Source organism: Nocardia brasiliensis NBRC 14402 (assembly GCF_000308475.2).
Lineage (GTDB): Bacteria > Actinomycetota > Actinomycetes > Mycobacteriales > Mycobacteriaceae > Nocardia > Nocardia brasiliensis.
In genome coordinates this window covers 149,298-168,152 of sequence record NZ_BAFT02000110.1, presented here as the reverse complement: position 1 = coordinate 168,152, position 18,855 = coordinate 149,298, and the positions used below count along the sequence as shown (strand labels likewise).

The 18,855-nt window shown below is 68.1% G+C and carries 16 protein-coding genes; 9 read left to right on the top strand and 7 right to left on the bottom strand.

Going from position 1 to position 18,855, the window contains the following annotated elements:
* Window positions 1–67 precede the first annotated feature (67 nt).
* Complete coding sequence (locus TY25_RS44725; RefSeq protein WP_042264382.1) at window positions 68–949, top strand: YybH family protein; 882 nt, start codon at window positions 68–70, stop codon at window positions 947–949.
* Between the two features lie 34 nt (window positions 950–983).
* Entirely contained in the window at window positions 984–2,159 is a 1,176-nt protein-coding gene (locus TY25_RS36960) for an aminotransferase class V-fold PLP-dependent enzyme (protein WP_088606992.1), read from the top strand.
* Between the two features lie 283 nt (window positions 2,160–2,442).
* On the opposite strand, the gene TY25_RS36955 is transcribed toward TY25_RS36960, so the two are convergent.
* Both TY25_RS36955 and TY25_RS36950 read right to left on the bottom strand, forming a co-directional pair.
* Window positions 2,443–3,267, bottom strand: a complete 825-nt coding sequence (locus tag TY25_RS36955) for a hypothetical protein (protein ID WP_201773749.1) — start codon at window positions 3,265–3,267, stop codon at window positions 2,443–2,445.
* Between the two features lie 61 nt (window positions 3,268–3,328).
* The gene (locus tag TY25_RS36950) at window positions 3,329–5,023 is read right to left on the bottom strand and encodes a protein kinase domain-containing protein (protein WP_042264379.1); all 1,695 of its coding nucleotides are present in this window, start codon (window positions 5,021–5,023) and stop codon (window positions 3,329–3,331) included.
* A gap of 177 nt (window positions 5,024–5,200) precedes the next feature.
* Between TY25_RS36950 and TY25_RS36945 the strand changes: the two genes are divergently transcribed.
* The 4 genes from TY25_RS36945 to TY25_RS36930 all read left to right on the top strand — a co-directional run bounded on the left by TY25_RS36945 (window position 5,201) and on the right by TY25_RS36930 (window position 9,430).
* Window positions 5,201–6,094, top strand: a complete 894-nt coding sequence (locus tag TY25_RS36945) for an NADP-dependent oxidoreductase (RefSeq protein WP_042264377.1) — start codon at window positions 5,201–5,203, stop codon at window positions 6,092–6,094.
* Between the two features lie 66 nt (window positions 6,095–6,160).
* Window positions 6,161–7,921: a CocE/NonD family hydrolase gene (locus TY25_RS36940; protein ID WP_042264375.1), complete on the top strand. Its 1,761-nt coding sequence runs from the start codon at window positions 6,161–6,163 to the stop codon at window positions 7,919–7,921.
* Entirely contained in the window at window positions 7,918–8,286 is a 369-nt protein-coding gene (locus TY25_RS36935) for a putative quinol monooxygenase (protein WP_042264372.1), read from the top strand. Before TY25_RS36940 ends, TY25_RS36935 begins: the two co-directional genes overlap by 4 nt.
* 478 nt (window positions 8,287–8,764) lie before the next feature.
* Window positions 8,765–9,430 (top strand): dioxygenase family protein, encoded by a 666-nt coding sequence (locus TY25_RS36930; protein WP_042264371.1) that lies wholly within the window; start codon window positions 8,765–8,767, stop codon window positions 9,428–9,430.
* 9 nt (window positions 9,431–9,439) lie between these two features.
* On the opposite strand, the gene TY25_RS36925 is transcribed toward TY25_RS36930, so the two are convergent.
* A complete protein-coding gene (locus TY25_RS36925) occupies window positions 9,440–10,591 on the bottom strand; it encodes a serine hydrolase domain-containing protein (RefSeq protein WP_081869346.1) in 1,152 nt (383 codons plus the stop codon).
* A gap of 85 nt (window positions 10,592–10,676) precedes the next feature.
* On the bottom strand, window positions 10,677–11,420 hold the full coding sequence (locus TY25_RS36920; RefSeq protein ID WP_042264830.1) for a HEAT repeat domain-containing protein: 744 nt from the start codon (window positions 11,418–11,420) through the stop codon (window positions 10,677–10,679).
* Between the two features lie 183 nt (window positions 11,421–11,603).
* Between TY25_RS36920 and TY25_RS36915 the strand changes: the two genes are divergently transcribed.
* From TY25_RS36915 to TY25_RS36905, 3 genes are all read left to right on the top strand, one after another.
* Window positions 11,604–12,737: a serine hydrolase domain-containing protein gene (locus tag TY25_RS36915; protein ID WP_042264367.1), complete on the top strand. Its 1,134-nt coding sequence runs from the start codon at window positions 11,604–11,606 to the stop codon at window positions 12,735–12,737.
* Window positions 12,738–12,772: 35 nt separating this feature from the next.
* Window positions 12,773–13,543, top strand: coding sequence for a MerR family transcriptional regulator (locus TY25_RS36910; RefSeq protein ID WP_042264364.1), 771 nt, complete (start codon window positions 12,773–12,775; stop codon window positions 13,541–13,543).
* A 90-nt stretch (window positions 13,544–13,633) separates the two neighbouring features.
* Window positions 13,634–14,074 (top strand): YybH family protein, encoded by a 441-nt coding sequence (locus tag TY25_RS36905; protein ID WP_042264361.1) that lies wholly within the window; start codon window positions 13,634–13,636, stop codon window positions 14,072–14,074.
* Here the strand turns inward: TY25_RS36905 and TY25_RS41055 are convergent.
* From TY25_RS41055 to TY25_RS36890, 3 genes are read right to left on the bottom strand one after another with little or no spacing between them, the layout of a single operon-like run.
* Window positions 14,035–16,263 (bottom strand): ABC transporter ATP-binding protein/permease, encoded by a 2,229-nt coding sequence (locus TY25_RS41055; protein WP_052383441.1) that lies wholly within the window; start codon window positions 16,261–16,263, stop codon window positions 14,035–14,037. The two genes, TY25_RS36905 and TY25_RS41055, sit on opposite strands and share 40 nt — an antisense overlap.
* Before the next feature lie 26 nt (window positions 16,264–16,289).
* Window positions 16,290–17,261 carry an ABC transporter permease gene (locus TY25_RS36895; protein ID WP_042264359.1) on the bottom strand — a complete coding sequence of 324 codons (972 nt, stop codon included), beginning with the start codon at window positions 17,259–17,261 and terminating at the stop codon, window positions 16,290–16,292.
* Window positions 17,262–17,266: 5 nt separating this feature from the next.
* A complete protein-coding gene (locus TY25_RS36890; RefSeq protein WP_042264825.1) occupies window positions 17,267–18,853 on the bottom strand; it encodes an ABC transporter substrate-binding protein in 1,587 nt (528 codons plus the stop codon).
* Between the last annotated feature and the right edge of the window lie 2 nt (window positions 18,854–18,855).

The window sequence follows — 18,855 nt, the reverse complement described above, 5'->3', positions numbered from 1 at the left end:
CGGCGATGAGTTTGCGGGGCGGCCCGGGTTGTAGTCCTGACACGCAACCCGAAAGGACCGAGCACACATGTCCACAGACGAGAAGCAGATCCGCACACTGATCGAGCATTGGGCCGAGTCGGTGCACAACGGTGACCTCCCCGCAGTCCTCGCCGACCATGCCGCGGACATCGTGATGTTCGATGTGCCGCCACCGCATCAAGGCGTGCGCGGCCTCGACGCCTACCGCGAAACTTGGCCGTCGTTCTTCCAATGGCAGGCCCAGGGTGCCGCCTTCGAAATCGAGTCACTCGACATCACGGCCGGTGACGACGTCGCGTTCGCCCACGCCCTGCTGCGGTGCGGAACCGAGAAGAACTTTCTCAGCAATCCCGAAAACCGACTGCGGTTGACGTTCGGGCTGCGCAAGCAGGACGGTCGATGGGTCGTCGCCCACGAGCACCATTCCTTCCCGCTCGACACGGACGCCCCTGCGCAAGCCGACGTCGCCGCGGAGCAGGACCTGCGCGAACTACACCGAAGCTGGTTCGACAGCACCGCCGCGAAGGACATCGACGGTCTCATGGCTCCCATCGCCGACGACGTCGTCTCCTATGAACATGAGCAGCCGCTGGAATACGTCGGTGTCCGAGCCGTTCGCGAGGTCTGCCAGGCCGGCCTCGATGCTTCCGCCGACGGCACCGTCACATGGGATGTTCCCGATCTGAAGATCGTGGTCGACGGCGATCTCGCCGTCGCTTGGGGCCTCAACCACATGCAGGTTGCTCCCTCAGATGCGCCGGCTACCGAGAGCTGGTCCCGCGGCACCCGCGTTTTCCAACGCAGACAAGGTGTTTGGCGGATGACGCATCAGCACGTCTCCTTTCCCTACGACCCGGCCACCGGTGCCGCCAAGACCGACCTCCCCCATACCGCGGGTTCCCACGACCAGGAAGGCAATGATCGATAGGCCCGGGGTTCGATCAGATCGACCAAGGAGAACTGTGTCTGTATTCGATATCGAACAATTGAGAGCCGACACCCCTGGGTGTGCGAATCGAATCCACCTCAACAACGCGGGCGCAGCGCTGCTGTCGCGCACGACACTGGCGGCGATGACCGACTATCTGCACCTCGAAGCGGCCATCGGGGGCTACGAGGCGGCCGAGGAATCGGCGGAGCAGATCGCCGGTACCTATCACGCACTCGCGCGGCTGCTCAACGCGAACAGTTCGGAGATCGCGCTGTTCGACAACTCGACCCACGCATGGAACGCCGCGTTCTATTCCGTGCCGCTACATCGGGGTGACCGAATCTTGACGGGTCGCAATGAGTACGGCAGCAACGTACTGGCATATCTGCAGACCGCGCAACGTCACGGCGTGGAGGTAGTCGTTGTTCCTGATGACGACCACGGGCAACTCGATACAGCGGCATTGACCGAACTGATCGATGAACGCGTCAAGCTGATCGGACTCACGTGGGTGCCGACCGGCGGCGGACTGGTCAACCCGGCGGCCGAGGTCGGCCGAATTGCCAACGCGGCCAACATCCTTTACCTGCTCGACGCCACGCAGGCGGTCGGTCAGTTCCCGATCGACGTCGCAGCCCTCGGCTGTGATTTCCTCACCGGAACCGGGCGCAAATACCTTCGCGGTCCGCGTGGCACCGGTTTTCTCTACGCCCGCGAAGCCGCACTGCCGCATATCGATCCGTATGTGGCCGAAATAGGCTCGGCCCACTGGGACGGTCACCGCTCGTTCAGTTGGGCCGCGGGCGCCCGGCGGTTCGAGACCTGGGAATACAGCTACATGAACGTCGTTGGGCTGGGCTCGGCAGTCTCCCAGGCACTCGATCTGGGCGTCGACGCGATCGGACAGCGCACTCGGCGCCTCGGCGCACAGCTGCGGGCCGGCTTGCGTGAACTCGCCACCGCCACTGTGCACGACCTCGGCGAAGAGCAGTGCGCCCTGGTCACCGCGACGGTCTCCGGTCACAGCAGCGCCCAAGTCGCTGACGAACTCGCCCGGCACGCGATAAATGTCGACACCACCGTCGCCGAGCACAACCAATTCGACACCGAACAACGCGACATCCATCCGTTGGTCCGTTTGTCGCCGCACTACTACAACACCGAAGACGAAATCGCCCGCACCATAGACGTACTCGCCTCGCTGTAGGTCCTCCAGCGCTGCGGACCACCTCTCGGTCAGGGATTGATCACCCGTCAGCGCCAGGCTGAACTTGTCTGCGGTACGGCCAAGGCTCGAGCGGTGCCATCGATGGTCGCGACCACCCGCCGAACCCGCACCCCTCCCGCGGGTTCGGCGACGGTCGCCGCCACGCGTCCGCCGTGCGCGATCAGTGACCGTTCCGCGGCAGAATGCGCTGAGCCAGAATGGGTTTCGCACAGTACAGTGCGCGACAACGCAATACGCTCCTGTCGCGGCGTGGGAAGTGTGACTAGTCGAGCAGGTCGAGATCGCGTGGCACGAGCGTCGACGACTGGATCAGCTCCTGAATCAAGTTGTGGTTCAGCATGTTCCCGATCGGCTCGGTCAGCTGGTCCCGGGTCAGGCCGGGGACCGGCAGCCGCCCACAGGCCCGCGCGTACTTCTCGTCCGAGAGCTTAGCCCGGACCCGGCCGACCAACTCGGCGACCACCCGGTCGGTCCAGCCCGCTTCGGGCTGCACCGTAGCCAGCAGCGTGGCGGTTTCCTTCCAGGTCCACGGCTGCGGCCAGCGCTCGTGGAACAGATACGACTGCCCGAGCGCGACCAGCACCAGTTTCTCGTCCGGCCGCAACGGCCACGGCGGCGCCACGTCGGTGACATGCTCGTGCCGGGGTGCGCGCACGTCACCGTCGTCGCCGGTGACGTAGACCTCCAGCAGATGCTCACGGTGGTGCGAGCCACGGATGAACATCGGGGTGTAGCCGGTGCACAGCGGGAACGGCTCCTCCCGCGGAAACAACAGCCGGGCTTCCGGTAGCCGGATGGGCACGGTGCCGGTATTGCTGAGTTGCCAACCGGCCCGGCGATAGGTCAGCGTCCCGTGTACCCGGCTGATCCGCAGATCGTCCGGCCCGACCCCGACGTCGACCTGCCGCAGGTTGCGGCCGAACTCGATGACGTTGCCTTCCTCGGGGCGTCCGCTCACCCCGCCGACCGTCGACTGGACCGAGATGGTGCCCGGTGGCACGCCACCGATTCCGCCCGCCAGTCCCTGGGTGGACGGGGCCAACGCGGTCAGTCCGCTGCGCTTGCGCTCCCCTGCTTGCTGCGACACTTCGGCCTCCTCTACTCGGTGCTCGAGCCTCGCACGACGCCCGCCGGACCGGTCCGCGCATTCACCGGACCAGGCTGGCGGCGACGGTGGTGGCGAGTTCGGTGGCGGTCGCGCAACGCAACTCCGGCGTCGGCGCGCCACCGAACCGGACGACGGCGATCTCGGCGAGGTCGTCGCCGGAAATTCCGGTGAAGTCCCGGTACTGGATCTGTACGGTGCACTCGTCGGTACTGGTCACTCCGGCGCGCCGGAAGCTGGGTAGTCCGGCGAGCACGAGCGGTTGCCCGTCCACGGCGGTCTTCGGTGGGTCGCGGTCGTAGCGCACCGTCACGTGGCTGTCGATGGTGCTGTTCCAGCGACAGGACCAGTTGCCGAAGCCGGGCACCGGACGCAACGCGTCCAATCCCGGTACCTTGCTGAGCGTCGGCACGTCCAGTTGCGCGCAGGCGTCGTGGCGGGCCAGCGAGTCCGCCGGGAACTCCCCTGACCGTCGCGGAATCGGCCCACGTGCCAGCATCTCTCGCACATGGCCGGTCACCGCGTCGGCCAGCGCGCACGGATCCGGCCCGCCGGGCTTGCGCTGACCGAGGATCTCGATCGTCGCAAGGTCCGAAAGGGCCAGGGCCCGAGTGCATCTGGTGTTACCCGGGGGCTCGGACACAATGGCGAGGTCACCGACCCGGGTCACCGTGGCATGCGAGCCCGGCTCGGGCGGCGGGGCGTCGGACAAGGTCAGCCGGACCCGGCCGACCTCGGGATGAAAATCCTCGCCGGGCAGCCGGACCCGCAGATCGCAGGTATCGAAATTACCCTGGTCCGTGGCCATGTCGATGCGCCCGAAGTCCGCGAGCACCGCCGGGTCCAGCAGCGCACAGGGGTCGGCGGTGCGCGGATCACCGAGCGGGTCGGCGGGCCTGTCGGCGGGCATGGCCACCCCGGCCGCGACGGTCAGCGCTACCGCACACAGCAGGGCCGCACCGAGCACCACCCGACGCAACCGGGTGCGGTCCAGATCGCGCGGCGCCTGTTCCAGCCGCGCGAACGCGTCGGCGGCCGCGGCGGCGGTGGGGCGCAGGCTCGGATTCGCTTGCGTGAGCTGGGCCAGCAACGCATCGAGGGCGCCGGTCCCGCGCCGCGGGCCCGATACCGCGAGCAAGGATGCGGCGAGCGCGTACACGTCGGCCTTGGGGCCGGGGAGCCCGCCGCGGCCGATCTCGGGTGCGGCATAGCGCCACTTTCCACGTGCCGCATCGGCTTTCGGGCGCTCGCCGGTACCGGCCGCCCGCAGATCGAGCGAGCTGCCGAAATCGGTGAGCCTGGCTTCCCCGTCGGGAGTGAGGATGATGTTCTCCGGCGAGACATCACAATGCAGGATGCCGTTGTCGTGACAGTGCGCGAGCGCGCTCGCGATCTGCGCGCCCACGGACACGGCCTGGGATATCCCCAATTTCCTTTGCTGACGCACATTTTCGGCGAGCGAAGCGCCCGGGACATATTCGGCGACCAGCCACAGCACGCCGTCGCATTCGAAGATATCGAGCACGCCGACGATATTCGGATGCCGCAGGCCCGCGGCGTTGCGTGCCGCGACACGCAGCACCTGCGCGCCCTCCGTATCGCCGTCACGCGGGCATTTGAGCACCACATCCCGGCCGAGTACCTCGTCGGTGGCCCGCCAGACCAGCCCCTCGCCGCCCAACGTGAACATTTCCCGCAACGTGTAACGATCCGCGATGCAGTCACCGTCGCTCGCCATGCGCCCATCCTCGATTCGGCTCACGTCCCGCAGCGAAAGTGTAGCCCTCCCACAATGACTCGACCCGAATCAACCACCACCCACACCTCGACCCGTGACGCTATCAGATCCAAACCACGACCAGCTACTAAAGACTAACCATTGCAAAACACTAACAGTTAGCGCTATGTTCTGGGTATGAGAGCAGTCCGCTTCGCCGAGTACGGCGGCCCCGAAGTCCTGGAACTGACCGAAGTGCCCGAACCTCACCCGGGGCCGGGGCAGATACGCATCGCCGTGCGCGCGGCAGGTGTGAATCCGCATGACTGGCGGGTGCGCGAGGGCCAGTTCCGGCGGATCCGCCCGATCGAGTTGCCGACGGGCCTCGGCCAGGACGCCGCGGGCGTGGTGGACGAGGTCGGCGCGGGTGTGACCGATATCGAGGTCGGCGCGTACGTGTTCGGCCGTGGTGCGAACACGTACGCCGAGTTCGCCGTGCTGTCCTCGTGGGCCCGGCTGCCTCGCGGTCTCACCTTCGCCGAGGCGGCCGGGTACCCGTCTGTAGTCGAGACCGCATTACGAATCCTGCGCCTGGTCGATGTCCAGCCCGGGCAAACGCTGCTGGTCAGCGGCGCGGCCGGCGGTGTCGGTTCCGCGGTGTTGCAGATCGCCCGGGAACGCGGCATCAAGGTGATCGGTACCGCCGGGGCCGCGAACCTGGATTACGTGCGCGGCCTCGGCGCCCTCGCCACCACCTACGGCGAGGGCTGGGTCGAGCGGGTCCGCGCGCTGGGCCCGGTCGACGCCGCGCTGGACCTGAACGGTGCCGGTGTCATCCGGGGTCTGCTCGACCTGACCGGAGACCCGGACAAGGTCATCACCATCGCCGACCTCGAGGCGCCGATGCTCGGCATCCGATTCGCCGGTGTGGGCGGCAGCATGACCGAAGCGCTCGCCGAGACCGTAGCTCTGGTCTCCCGCGAAAAGTTGTATATCCCTGTTGCCCAGTCGTATTCGCTCGCCGACGCGGCGACCGCACACACCGACAGCCAAGCCGGGCACACCCGTGGACGCCGGGTCCTGCTCGTTTGAGCGCGTGCGTCCCGCTCCGGCCGGAGCATCCATCCCGGTCACCCGTCGACCTCAGAGGAGACAACCGTGTACCGCCCCCGCATCGATGCCGATGTCGAGATGACCACCAGAGACGGCGTCACCCTCACCGCCGATCTGTACCGCCCGGCTGAGGAGGGCCGATGGCCGGTGCTGCTGCATCGCACCCCGTACAACCGCAGGGACTCCTTCCGGGTGTCCGGAATCGTGGCCGACCCGCTGTGGCTCGCCAGACAGGGCTTCGCGGTGCTCGTCCAGGACACCCGCGGCCGATTCCAGTCCGGTGGCGAATTCGATTTCATCACACAGGAATACAACGACTCCTACGACGCGATCGATTGGGCCGCAACGCAATCCTGGAGTGACGGCAATGTCGGGATCTACGGCTCGTCCTATCTGGGCATGGCCGTCCTGCAAGCCGTCGCGGCCCGCAACCCACATCTCGGGGCAGCGGTCGCCCTGGTCGCCACCGCCGACATGCACCACACCGCCCGGCCGGGTGGTGTGTTCGAGCTCGGCTTCCTCACCACCTACGGCCTCGTCCTCTGCCTGGAAGGACTCGACCACAGCTCCCTGCACGCCGACGAGCAGGAGCAGGTGCGCGAGCAACTCGCCGAAGCCTTCGCCGACCCGCTCGCCACCGTGGGCAGACTGCCGCTCACCGGTATCGGCCCGCTCGACGACGACCGGGTAGCGCCGTTCTGGGCCGACTGGCTGCGCTCGCCCAACGACCCGTTCTGGCAGCGGCCCACCCTGCTCACCGAACCCGAACGCGTCACCATCCCGTTCCTGCAGGTGACCGGCTACCAGGACTTCACCAGCCCCACCCAGTTCCGGCTGGCCTCCGCACTCGCCGACAACGAGAACGCCCGCCTCGTCGCCGGACCCTGGACGCATTTCGGCGCCTACACCCCGTCCGGGCAGGTCGGTGCGCGGGTGCTCGCCGACGCGAGTGCCGGTGTCCCCACGTGGAATTCGGTGCTCGCCGCGTTCTTCGACCGCCATCTGCGCGGCGGCGATGGCGCGGACCACCCGACTGCCGACCGGTATCTCTCCGGACCCGGCCGGGTGACCTACTTCGTCGGCGGCTCGGACACCTGGGCCCACGCGCCTGCCTGGCCGCCCGCGTCGACCATCGAGGAGTGGGCACTCGGCTCGGCCGGTGACGCACGCAGCGCGGAGGGCAATGGACAGTTGACCCGGTCAGGCACGAAAAGCTCTGGGGCCAGCGCCATTTCCGATACGTTCACCGCCGACCCGCACGATCCCTTCCCGACCCACGGCGGCGCGGTCCTGCTGGAACGAGACCCGGCGGCGGCCCCGCAGGGCATCCAGGACCAGCGCGCCGTCGACCGGCGCTACGACCTGCTCGTCTACACCAGCGAGCCGCTGACCGAGGAGGTGACGATCGCCGGACAACCCGAACTGGTCACCTTCCTCACCAGCAGCGCCCCCGACGCGGACGTGTGCGTCACCCTGGTCGATGTCGAACCGGATGGTTTCGCCCGCAATGTCGCCGACGGTGCGCAACGGGCCCGCTACCGCGACGGCGGTGACACCGACTGGCTCGATACCGTGGAACCCAGCCGCGTCACCGTCACCCTGCACGACGTGGCGCACCGGTTCGGTGTCGGCCACCGCATCCGTGTGCAGATCGCCGGGTTCGATTTCCCCCGGTTCAGCCGCAACCTGCACACCCGCACCGTGCCCGAGTTCGGCACCCTCGACGAGGCCGTGCCCGCTCAGCACACCGTGCACCACCATCCGGCGGCGCCCTCCACGCTGCGTCTGCCGGTGCTCGTCGCGTGACCATCGACCCACAGGAGCCCACGTTGTCCGAAATCGTCGTCGTCGCCAGTCTGCAGGCCAAGGCCGGACGGGGCGCGGAACTGCTCGCGTTGCTGTCCGAACTGGCCCCGCGGGTCCTGCACACCGAACCACAGCTGCAGCGTTATGCCTTCTACGTCGAACCCGACTCCGACCCACTCCGCGTCACCGTGATCGAAAAGTACGCCACCCGCGCCGATCTGGTGGCGCACGACAACGGTGTGCTGACCGAGTATCTGCCACGCCTGCTCGACCTGGTCGATCCCGCACCCCGCACGATCGAACTGCACCCGGCTCCGCTGACGGTCGAGGTCAACGCGGTCGATGCCGCACGGTTGACCATCTAGCGCAGTATTCCACTGCTTCACAGCTGGTCCACCAGGCCGGACGGGCATCCCGTCCGGCCTGTTCGCGATGCGCGAAAATAATTAGTTTGCAACATGATACGAACACTGATCCCGAGCTCCTTCGAACAGCGGTGATTGCCTGAGCACAGTCGATTCGACAACTGGGGCGCACTGGGGACAGCGCGTCGACAATCAGGACAGCTCGACTAATTCAGTTGCAGCACAAGACTTTTCCTTGGGACGGCCAGCCGCCCCCCGCACACCACGGACTGCACTTCTTGTCCGCTCCACCGCGATCGACTTATCGTTCACTCGCGTTCAAATTTGAAATACCCTCGCCGACAAGATCTTTGATCATCAGCCGAACCGTCGCCCGCGCACTCAGGTTGCGCGGCGCGCAATGATCAGAGCTGTCGGCGCCGCCGGAGTCGAAGCCCGCGCACTTCGGCAATCCATTCCCGCGAGGAGACGAACAATCATGACCGATCGATCCCTTTCCGACGACGACGCCGACATCCCCCAGGCGATCACCCGCAAACGCCTCCTGCAGATGGGCCTGCTGGCGGTACCCGCCGCGGCGGCACTGACCGCAGCCACCACGGCCACCAGCGGAAACGCCAGTCCGCCGCAGGCGGTGCCGGACGACCTCGAGCCCACCCCGGCCTGCCACGACGGGGACGCGGCCACCATCGCGCAGACCGAAGGCCCCTATTTCAAACCGAATTCACCTCGGCGCAGCGACCTGGTGCTCCCGGGCGCGCCGGGCACCCGGCTGACGGTCAGCGGCTATGTGTTCACGCGCTCCTGCCGTCCGGTGGCCCAGGCCCTGCTGGACTTCTGGCAGGCCGACAACGCCGGAGCCTACGACAATTCGGGCTACAACTGGCGCGGGCATCAGTTCACCGACGCGAACGGCCGATTCAGCCTGTCGACCATCGTGCCCGGCCTCTACCCCGGCCGCACGCGGCACATCCATGTGAAGGTGCAGGCGCCCAACCAGCGGATACTCACCACCCAGCTGTATTTCCCCGGCGAGCCCCGCAACAACACCGATTCCATCTTCGACCGGCGGTTGCTGATGACGGTACGGACGGTACCCACCGGGAAGGAAGGCACTTTCGACTTCATCCTGAACTTCCGCTGACCGCCCCGACTAAGCCGCGCAGAGTGCGTGATCGGTCAGTTCGTCGGCCGCCTGCAGCTGGGCGAATCCCGCACTGCGCGTGATGTCTTCGCCACCGACGGCGAGGGTGCCGGTGAGGGAGACGACGACGCTGCGGGCTCCGTTCTCGGTCACACCGGCGTTGCTGAGGTAGCCCGTCTGGCCGCCGTTGTGCATCCAGTAGGTGCCACCGCAGGACAACGGGACCGAGAACAGCCCGAGCCCGTAGCGCGCGCCCGGCCACGCCTTCGCGGTGACGCCGTCGACCGGGACGGTGGCGCGCATCTGTGCGAGTTCTTCGGGACGTAACAGGCTGCCGTCCAATAATTTTCGATAGAAGGTACCGATATCCGCGGTGGTGGACAGGTAACCGCCGGACGCGTCGGCGTCGACGAGTTCGGTGACCTCGACCATCGGCCCGTCGACCTCGAACTGCTGATAGCCCTTCGCATGTGGCGCGGGTAGCGTCGGCCGGTCGCCGGGCCACCGGGTATCACGCAGCCCCAGCGGTTCGAGGATGCGCGTGCCGATCTCGTCGTACCACGGGCGCTGGGTCACCTGCTCGATGATCGAACCCAGCAGGACGTAGCCGGTATTGGAGTACGACCAGCCGGCGCCCGGTGCGAAATCAGGCGCCTGTTCCATGGCGGACGCCACCACCTGCCGCGGGGTGCGGGTCTGGTAGCGGAGGCGGAGATAGTCCTCGGCCGTGTGCATTTCCAGCGGCGCGTCGCGAATACCGCTGGTGTGCTGGAGCAGTTGCCGCACGGTGATCCGATTGCCGTCATAGCCGTTGCCGTTCAACAGATCCGGTAACCATCGCGCCACGGTGTCGTCGAGTCCGAGCCGTCCTTCCCCGGCCAGCATGAGCACCACGGTCGCCACCATCGTCTTCGTCAGGCTGCCGACCCTGAAGTACCCGTCCGGCGAAACCGGCTCCGCGACAGCGATATCCGCGCGACCTCCCACGGCGACACGGTCGATTCCGGCCGCGGTGTCCACCGTCCTGGCCTGTACGCCGGTGGTGCCCACCGCCACGATCGCATCGACATCGCGCTGTAATGGGTCAGCGCCGGTCGTTTCGCCACAGCCACCGGCCACCAGGACCGCAGCCACCGCCGCAGCTACCGCCGTATATCGCATCGCGTCCCCTTCCGAGTCCGCGAAAATCTAGCCGCGCCTTCCACCCACCGAGATCACCCTCGGGTAGTGCATCGCCACGCCCTTCTCACCTCGTGGTACCGAGCGCCACCTCGCGCACCTCGGGATCCGGGTCGGCGGCCAAGCCCGCCAGCAGTCGACGGGCCGCACTACCCCGATAGCTGCGCAATGCCACCGCGAGCGCGTAACGCACGTCGGGGTTGGCGTGCTCGACCAGGTGCGCGATATCGCCGACGTCACCGCGGCTGCGCCGGCTCAGACCCCACAGCGCGTCGGCCAGGTCGTCATCATCTTTCGCATGCCGCAGTTGGTGCAGCAGTTGCGGTTTCGTCGGCTCGGGGCCTTGGACCGGGAACCGGCGGCGCAGGTCCGCCGCCTTGTATTCGCCACGCCCCAGGCACGCGGGGCAAGCGCAGGGCCGGCGGCCGTGCGCGTCCGGGCGGTATCGCCACCCGGTCACCTGGCGCACCTGCCGAATCCGATGCAGTTCCGCCGCGGCGATCGACCGGGGAACGACAACCTGGTACCCGCGCGCGTCACCGGCGGCTCGGGCCATCGAAACAGCTTCGGCCGCAGTCATTTCCGCACCGGTGTCCGCGTACTGCCCGACGAAGACCCGTTCCTCGTCCGGCACCCGGAAATGCACCGCGACGATCAGCCGCTGCCCACGTCGGCGCAACTCCCGCAACCACTGATGCGACAGCACATAGGAGGGCAGCACCGGTACACAGAACACCCCCGCACCCTGCACCTTGATACCCGCCCGGCGAATCCGCCGCACGTTCTTCTCCGGTGTCAGGTGCACAAACATGGCCACCCTTGAACGGTAGCCACCCGCCCTCGCCACAGCCATCGGTTTTCCAGCGTCGGCGGGCTCGGCGAGTACCGAAGGCAGTGAGCCAGATCACTGTTGAGGTTGACCCGAGGTCAGGGTGGACGCTCGGTGCAGCGGCACGGAATACGCCGAACGGAACAGCATCGAGGAGCACCCACCATGACCACCGACACCGTCGTTCTGGAACGCCCGGAACTGCAACAGGCCATCCAGAGCATGGTCGATTCGGGCTTCCTCGGCGTCACCCTGCGCGTGCACGACGAGCGCGGCGAATGGACCGGGAGCGCCGGGCTGAGCAAGCTGGGCGAGACGGCCGCGCCACCGATCGACGGGCACGTCCGGATCGGCAGCAACACAAAGACTTTCATCGCGACCGTGGTGTTGCAACTGGTGGCCGAGGGCAAGATCGACCTGGACGCGCCGCTGGTCGGCTACCTGCCCGAGTTCGAGCTGGATTCGCGGATCACGGTGCGCATGGTGTTGCAGCACACCAGCGGAATCTTCAACTTCACCGGCGAGTTCTACACCGAACGCGAGAACGAAGCGGCCGTGCCGTGGAACGACGGCTGGATGGTCCGCGGGATCGCCTGGTCCGGGCAGGAGTGGGTGGAGAACCGGTGCAAGACCTATCGCCCCGAGGAGCTGGTCCAGCTGGCGTTGACCAAGCCGGCCCGGTTCGAGCCGGGCGCGGGCTGGAGCTATTCCAACACCAACTACGTGCTGGCCAGGCTGCTGATCGAAAAGGTGAGCGGGGGCCCGTACGCCGCGGAGATGCAGCGGCTGATCCTGGGGCCGCTGGGATTGACCGGCACCGTGGCCCCGACGGTCGAGCAGGAGATCGCCGAACCGCACGCGCACGCCTACTACCGGTACGAGGACGCGGCCGGGGTGGCGCATACGGTTGATGTCACCCGGCAGAATCCGTCCTGGATCTCCAGCGGCGGGGACATGATCTCGACCACCCGGGATCTGCACACCTTCATCGCCGCACTGGTGGGCGGCAAGCTCCTGCCCGCCGAACTGCTCGCGCAGATGTTCACCCCGCATCCCGAATTCGGCTACGGCCTGGGCGTTTTCGTGCAGGAGGCGCCGAACGGCGGCGGCACCCTCGTCACCCACAACGGCGGTATCGCCGGTCACGGGGCGCTGATGTACAGCTCGCTCGACGGCAGCAAGACCCTGACCGCGACGCTGAATTCGGTGGACGACGCCGACCTGTCCCTGTCCGGCGCGTTCCAGCAGGGCATGCAGCGGCTCGTCGCGGCGGTGTTCGGCGGCGCGCAGGCCGAGTAGACCGACCTGCCCGCGCACCCAGGCAAGCTGGACGAATGATGAACGGCGTCACGATCGGGCAGGCGGCGGCCTTCGCCGGTGTCACGGTCAAAACCGTGCGGCACTATCACAAGCACGGGTTGATCGAGGAACCCGCACGCGACAGCTCCGGCTATCGCCGGTACGGATCGGACGAGCTGCTCCGGCTCGTCCAGGTCCGGGCCCTGGCCTCGGCCGGCATCCCGCTGGCCGAGATCGGGCCGCTGCTCGACGCCGACGCCGCAGAGTTCGCCACCGCCCTGGCCGAGGCCGAGCGCCTGCTGAACGAGCGGATCGCGGACCTGGTCGCGCGGCGCGACACACTGCACCGGCTCGCCGACGGCGACCGCGCCCTGCTGCCCGACCGCGCTTGCGCGCTGCTCGACCGGATGGCAGAACTCGGTTTCGACCCCGAGTTCGTGGCCGTCCAACGCGAGGCCCTGGTATTGACCAGGGCCCTGGTGCCCAACGGTTTCGACGGCTTCCTGGCCCAGCTCGAACACCGATTCAGCGATCCAGGACATATCGACCTGGCCAAACGCGGCTGGGCGGCAGAGGCCTGGGATCCCGACGATCCGAGGATCGCGCAACTCGCGGCCGCCATGGCCGAGCACTATCTCGCCGACACCGCGCCGCCGGCGAAAGTCACCGACCTGAACGCCTGGACCAACGCGGCCACCCAGTACAAGCTGATCAACAACCATCGCGATTCCCCGGTCTCGGCCCGGCTCACCGCGCTGGTCGAGGCCGAACTGCGCGCCGCGGGCCTGCCGATCCCCCACCGTTAGCGGCGCGTCCTCACATTACGGTGGGCTGCGTCGTCGGATTACTGGAACCGCAGGCACGGGCCGCGGTCCGAGTTCCCGAGAGGTGATCCGATGACTACCAACGATTCCGAGATCAGCGCGTTCATCGCCAGTCGCACCGACGCCCAGCAGACCAAGGACATCGATCGGCTGATGACGCATTACGCGCCCGGCATCGTCTACTACGACGTGGTGCCGCCGCTTCGCTTCACCGGCACCGACCAGGTGCGCCGCAACTTCGTGCGCTGGTTCGACGAGTACGAGGGGCAGATCGACCTGCAGACGCACGACCTGACCATCGTGCGCGACGGCGACCTCGCCGTGGCCAACATGCTTCATCTGGATTCCGGTGAGCGCAAAGGCGGGCTGCAAAGGTCGATCTGGGTCCGGGAAACCTCTTGCCTGCGCCGGGAATCCGGCCGATGGTTGGTCACGCACGAACACATCTCGATTCCGTTCGACCCGGCCAGCCTTCAGGTCTGGCTCCCGACGGACAAAGACCAACCCGCCTGAGTATCGAGGTCGGCGCTCGATGCGGTCAGCGCGAGGGTGGTGTCGGCGAGACGATCGAGCACGGCGCGCTGGTGGCTGATCAGGACGAGGGACAGGCCATCTCGGCGCAACTCGTCGAGCAGGTCGATGATGGTTTCCCGGGCCCGGGCGTCCAGGGCGGACGTTATCTCGTCGCAGATCAGGATGCGCGGATCGGCGGCGAGTGCGCGGGCGACGGCGACCCGCTGTTGTTGCCCGCCGGACAGTTCACCGGGGCGGCGGGCAGCCAGGTTCGGTTCGAGCCGAACGGATTCCAGCAGTCGGACGGTCTCGCGGGCGGCGGCCTCGGGCGTCATCCCGCGCAGCAGGCGTAGCGGCCTGCTGATCTGCAAGCCGATGCGGTAGTGCGGGTTCAGCGACGTCGCGGGGTTCTGATAGATCAGCTGAATCGCGCGCCGCTGCGCGGTGGTCCGCCGATCCACGTCGGGCGCCAAGCGGGTGCCGTCGAGTTCGAGCAGGCCGTGCGCGGGCCGGTGCAGGCCGGCGAGCACCCGGGCCATGGTGGTCTTACCCGCACCCGAACGTCCACTGAGCGCGAGACATTCGCCGGGATGCAGCGAGAAGGACAGGTCGGCGGCGACCACCCGAAAGCGTCCGCGGTGCCCGTGCCCGGCCGTCAGCTGCTCGACGCGCAGCACCGGAGGGACCGCGTCGTTCCTCGCGGACGATCGTGAACTCGCTGTGTAACAAGGTGTTTCATCGCGAAGCGGAGCGAACGAGCGAACTCGGCCCTGATCGAATTCCAGCACATCGTCGATCAGCTCGGCCAGGGTCGAGACCTCGTGCGTGATCACCAGCAGGGTGATCGTGCTGTCCTGCCTGATCCGGCGCAACGTAGCCACCAGTTCGTCGCGGGTCTGCGCGTCGAGGCCGGTGGTCGGCTCGTCGAGCACGAGCAGCGTGGGCTCGCCGAGCAGCGCCATCGCCAGCAGCACCCGTTGCTGCTGGCCGCCGGAGAGCTGGTGCGGGAACCGGCGCCGGAAGCGGCGGTCGTCCGGTAGGCCGACGCGGCGCAAAGCCTGCCCGACACCATCGCCGGCATCGCCCTGTAGCCGGGCGATCTCGCGGATCGCGGTGCCGATCCGCAACGACGGATTGAGCCCGGACGCCGGATCCTGCGGCACATAGCCGGTGGTCCGCCGCTCCCCCTGTGCCGCACCGACTTCGATCGTTCCTTCGGCCCGCAGCCCGGCGGGTAGGGCACCGAGCACCGCGCGGGCGAACGTCGTCTTACCCGCGCCGGACGGGCCGACCACGGCTACGCCGCGGCCGGCGGGCAGATGAACCGAAACATCGTGCAGCAAAAGGTTATCCGCACGATCCCGCACCGTGAGCCGCGCCACCCGCACACCGGAAGCGCCGGTCCGGCTGGGCGATACCGTCTTGCCCCGCGTCGCGCGCTGCGCGCCGAGCATACGATCCACCACCAGGTTGATCGACACCACGAGCACCATGATCAGCAACGCCGGTGCGAGCACCGCCCACGGCTGGCGCCCGAAGCCGGGCCGGTTCTCGGTGATCATCAGCGCCCAGTCCGGTGCGGGCGGGCGCAGCCCGAGCCCGAGGAAGCCGCTCACCGCGACCATCGAGATGGTCATCGACATCCGCACCCCCGCGTCGGCCAGCACCACCGACCGCAGATTCGGCAGCACCTCGACCAACGCGAGCCGCCACAGGGGTTCGCCTCGGGCGCGCGCGGATTCGACGTAGCCGGTACCCGCGAGTTCCAGCACCGCCGTACGCACGATGCGGATGATCCACGGCACCGACGCCAGGGTGCTCGCCGCGACGATCGCGGCGGGCCCCGCGCCGATCGCCGTCGCGAGCACCGCGAGCAGCAGGAACCACGGCACGACGACGATCGCGTCGACCGGCCGCATGATCCAGCGGTCGGCGCCGCGGCGCAGCCCCGCGACCAGGCCGAGCCCGAGGCCGAGGCCGTAGGCGACGAGCAGCGCCAGCCCGGCGATCGCGACCAGCGACAGACCGCCGTGCAGGACCCGGGACAGCACGTCGCGCCCGACCACGTCGGTGCCGAGCAGATGACGCGCGCTCGGCGGCTGGAACGGCCGGCCGTGCGCGGCGGTCGGTGCGTAAGGCGCGCAGAGCGGACCGGCGAGCGCCACCAGCAGCACGGCGAAAGCGCTCACCGCCCACGGTGTCCGCAGCCGCCGCCTCATCGGCCCGCCACGATCTGCTGCCGCGCAAGCGGACTCACCAGCAGCGCGAGCAGGTCGGCGAGCAGGTAGACCCCGATGCCGAAGGCCGCCAGCAGGACGGCCGTCGACTGGACGAACGGAAAATCACGAGCGGAGATGGCGCGCAACAACTCCTGGGACAGGCCCGGATAGACGAACAGCGTCTCCACCACGGCCACGCCGCCGATCAGCCCGACCACCGAACCGGCCAGTGGATGGATCGACGCCGAGACCGCGTTGGGCGCGACGTGCCGCAAGAACAAGCGCGCACCCCTGATTCCGTTGAGCCGCGCGGTCAAAATGTACTCACTGGCCATGACCTCGGCGGTCTGGGCGCGCACCATGCGCACCGGGTGTGGCGACAACCCGATCAGCAGACAGGTCACGGGCAGCACGAGGATCTCCGGTCGGTCCCAGACGCTGGTGCCGGTCGGCAGCAGCGAGACGGCGGGCAGCAGATGCAGGGTCAGCGAGACGGTCGCCACCAGCAGCACACCGGACACGAACGAGGGCACCGACTCCGCGGTGAGCGCGGCGACGCTGATCGCCCGATCGGTCCGCGAACCGGCTCGCGCGCCGGCCGCCAGACCGAGCCCGATCGCCAATGGCACCAGCAATGCCGCGGTGAGCAGCGCCAGTGTCGCGCTGTTGGCGAATCTGCCGAGCAGCACCTCGCGCACGGGACGCCCGGAGATCAGCGAATTGCCGAAGTCCCCCTGCGCGAAATCGCCCGCCCACTCCGCGAATCGGACCGGCGCGGGCCGGTCCAGGCCCAATTGCGCACGCAGCGCGGCCACTTGGGCCGGCGCCGGATCGCCACCGCCTTCCCGGGACAGGATGACGGTGGCCGCATCGGAATCCAGCGTCTCGAACAGACCGAACACGATCAGGGCGACGCCGAGCAGCACGGCGATGCCCGCGCACACTCGACGTGCGACATAGCGAAGCACGACCGTCAGCGGGCCAGCCAGGTCGTGGCGTAGTTCGCCCAGTCGTCCGTACCGGGCACCCCGTTGCGCACCCCGCGCACGAACGGCCTGGCCGCATCCGGTCGCTTCGCGAAGCTGTGCAGGATGTAGCCGCCCTCGTCCCAGAGCGATTGCTGCAGTTCGAAGTAGAGCTGACGGCGCCGCTGCGGATCCATCGCCGCGCGCGCCGCCGCGAACTTCGCGTCCCACTCCGGACGCTGCCAGCCGGTGCCGTTGCTCGGCGACGTGCTGGTCATGGTCTGGCCGTAGAAGTAGTCGAGACTGTAGTTCCACCAACCGATGTGGGTCAGCGGGTACTTTCCGCTGACCTGGGAGAAGTAGGTATCGGCCGGCACGGATTCGAGCCGGATGGTGATCCCCGCCGCCTTCGCCTGCTCGGCGTAGAGGGTCGCGGATTCGAGCATGCCCGGCATGCCGTCGGCGGTTTGCAGTGCGACCGTGAGGTTTTCCTGCCCGGCCGCGCGCAGCAGCTCGCGGGCCCGCTGCGGATCGTACGTGCGTTGCGGCAGCGAATCGGCGTAGAAGGGCGCGCCTTTGCCGTACACGTCGTTGCCGACCTCGCCGTAGCCGTAGTACACCGAGTCGACCATCGCCTGCCGGTCCACCGCCAGCCGCATCGCCTGGCGCACGCGCACGTCGTCGAACGGCGGGATATCCACCCGCATCTGGAAGGCGCCCATCAACCCGGCGGGCGGCACGATCACCGAGACGTCCGGATCGCTGGACAGATTGCTGGCCTGCAGATACGACACCTCGTGCACCACATCGGCCTGATCGGAGAGGAAGGCGTTCACCCGGGCTTCGGTCTCGGCGATCTGGATGATCTCCACCTCGTCCAGCAGGGCCGGCCCGTCCCAATGCCGCTCGTTGCGCCGCAACAGCGTTCGGTCACCGGGCGACCACCGCACCAGCGCGAAGGGCCCGGTGCCCACCGGCAGGGTGCGCTCGTCGAAGGTGGTCGTACCGTCCTTGACGATGTAGCAGTACCAGCCCGCGAGCACCGAACCGAAGTCCGCGAGCGGCGTTTTCATCGCCACCACCACGCCGAGATCGCCATCGGCGCGGGTCCGGGCCATATCGACCATGGCGAGGTCCCCGGAGGACTTGCGGGCCGGGTCCAGCATGCGCGTGAAACTCCACAGCACGTCCCGGGAGGTGAGGGGGGTGCCGTCGCTGAAGAGCACGCCGGGCCGCAGGGTGATCCGCCACTCGCTGCCGTCGGCGTTGGGCTGCAACGATTCCGCCAAGCGGTACCGCAGGGTGAGGTCGTTGTTGTAGGCGACCAGCTTGTCCCACACGTTCTTGGAGACCGCGCCACCCGCCGAACTGCCCGCCTGATGAGGGTCGAGCACATCGGCGGTTGCCGAGCGGCCCGCGATCGCCGTGCGCAACCGCCCGCCGGGCCGGGGTGGGCCATCGGGTGCGTTGCCGGGGGTCGCGTCGGTGCCGCAGCCGGTCAGCGCCCATGCGCCGCCGAACGCGGTCAGCGCGGTCGCACCGAGCAGTAACCGCCGCCGCCCGAATGCGGGCGCGGTCGATGTGGAGTTGTGCATCG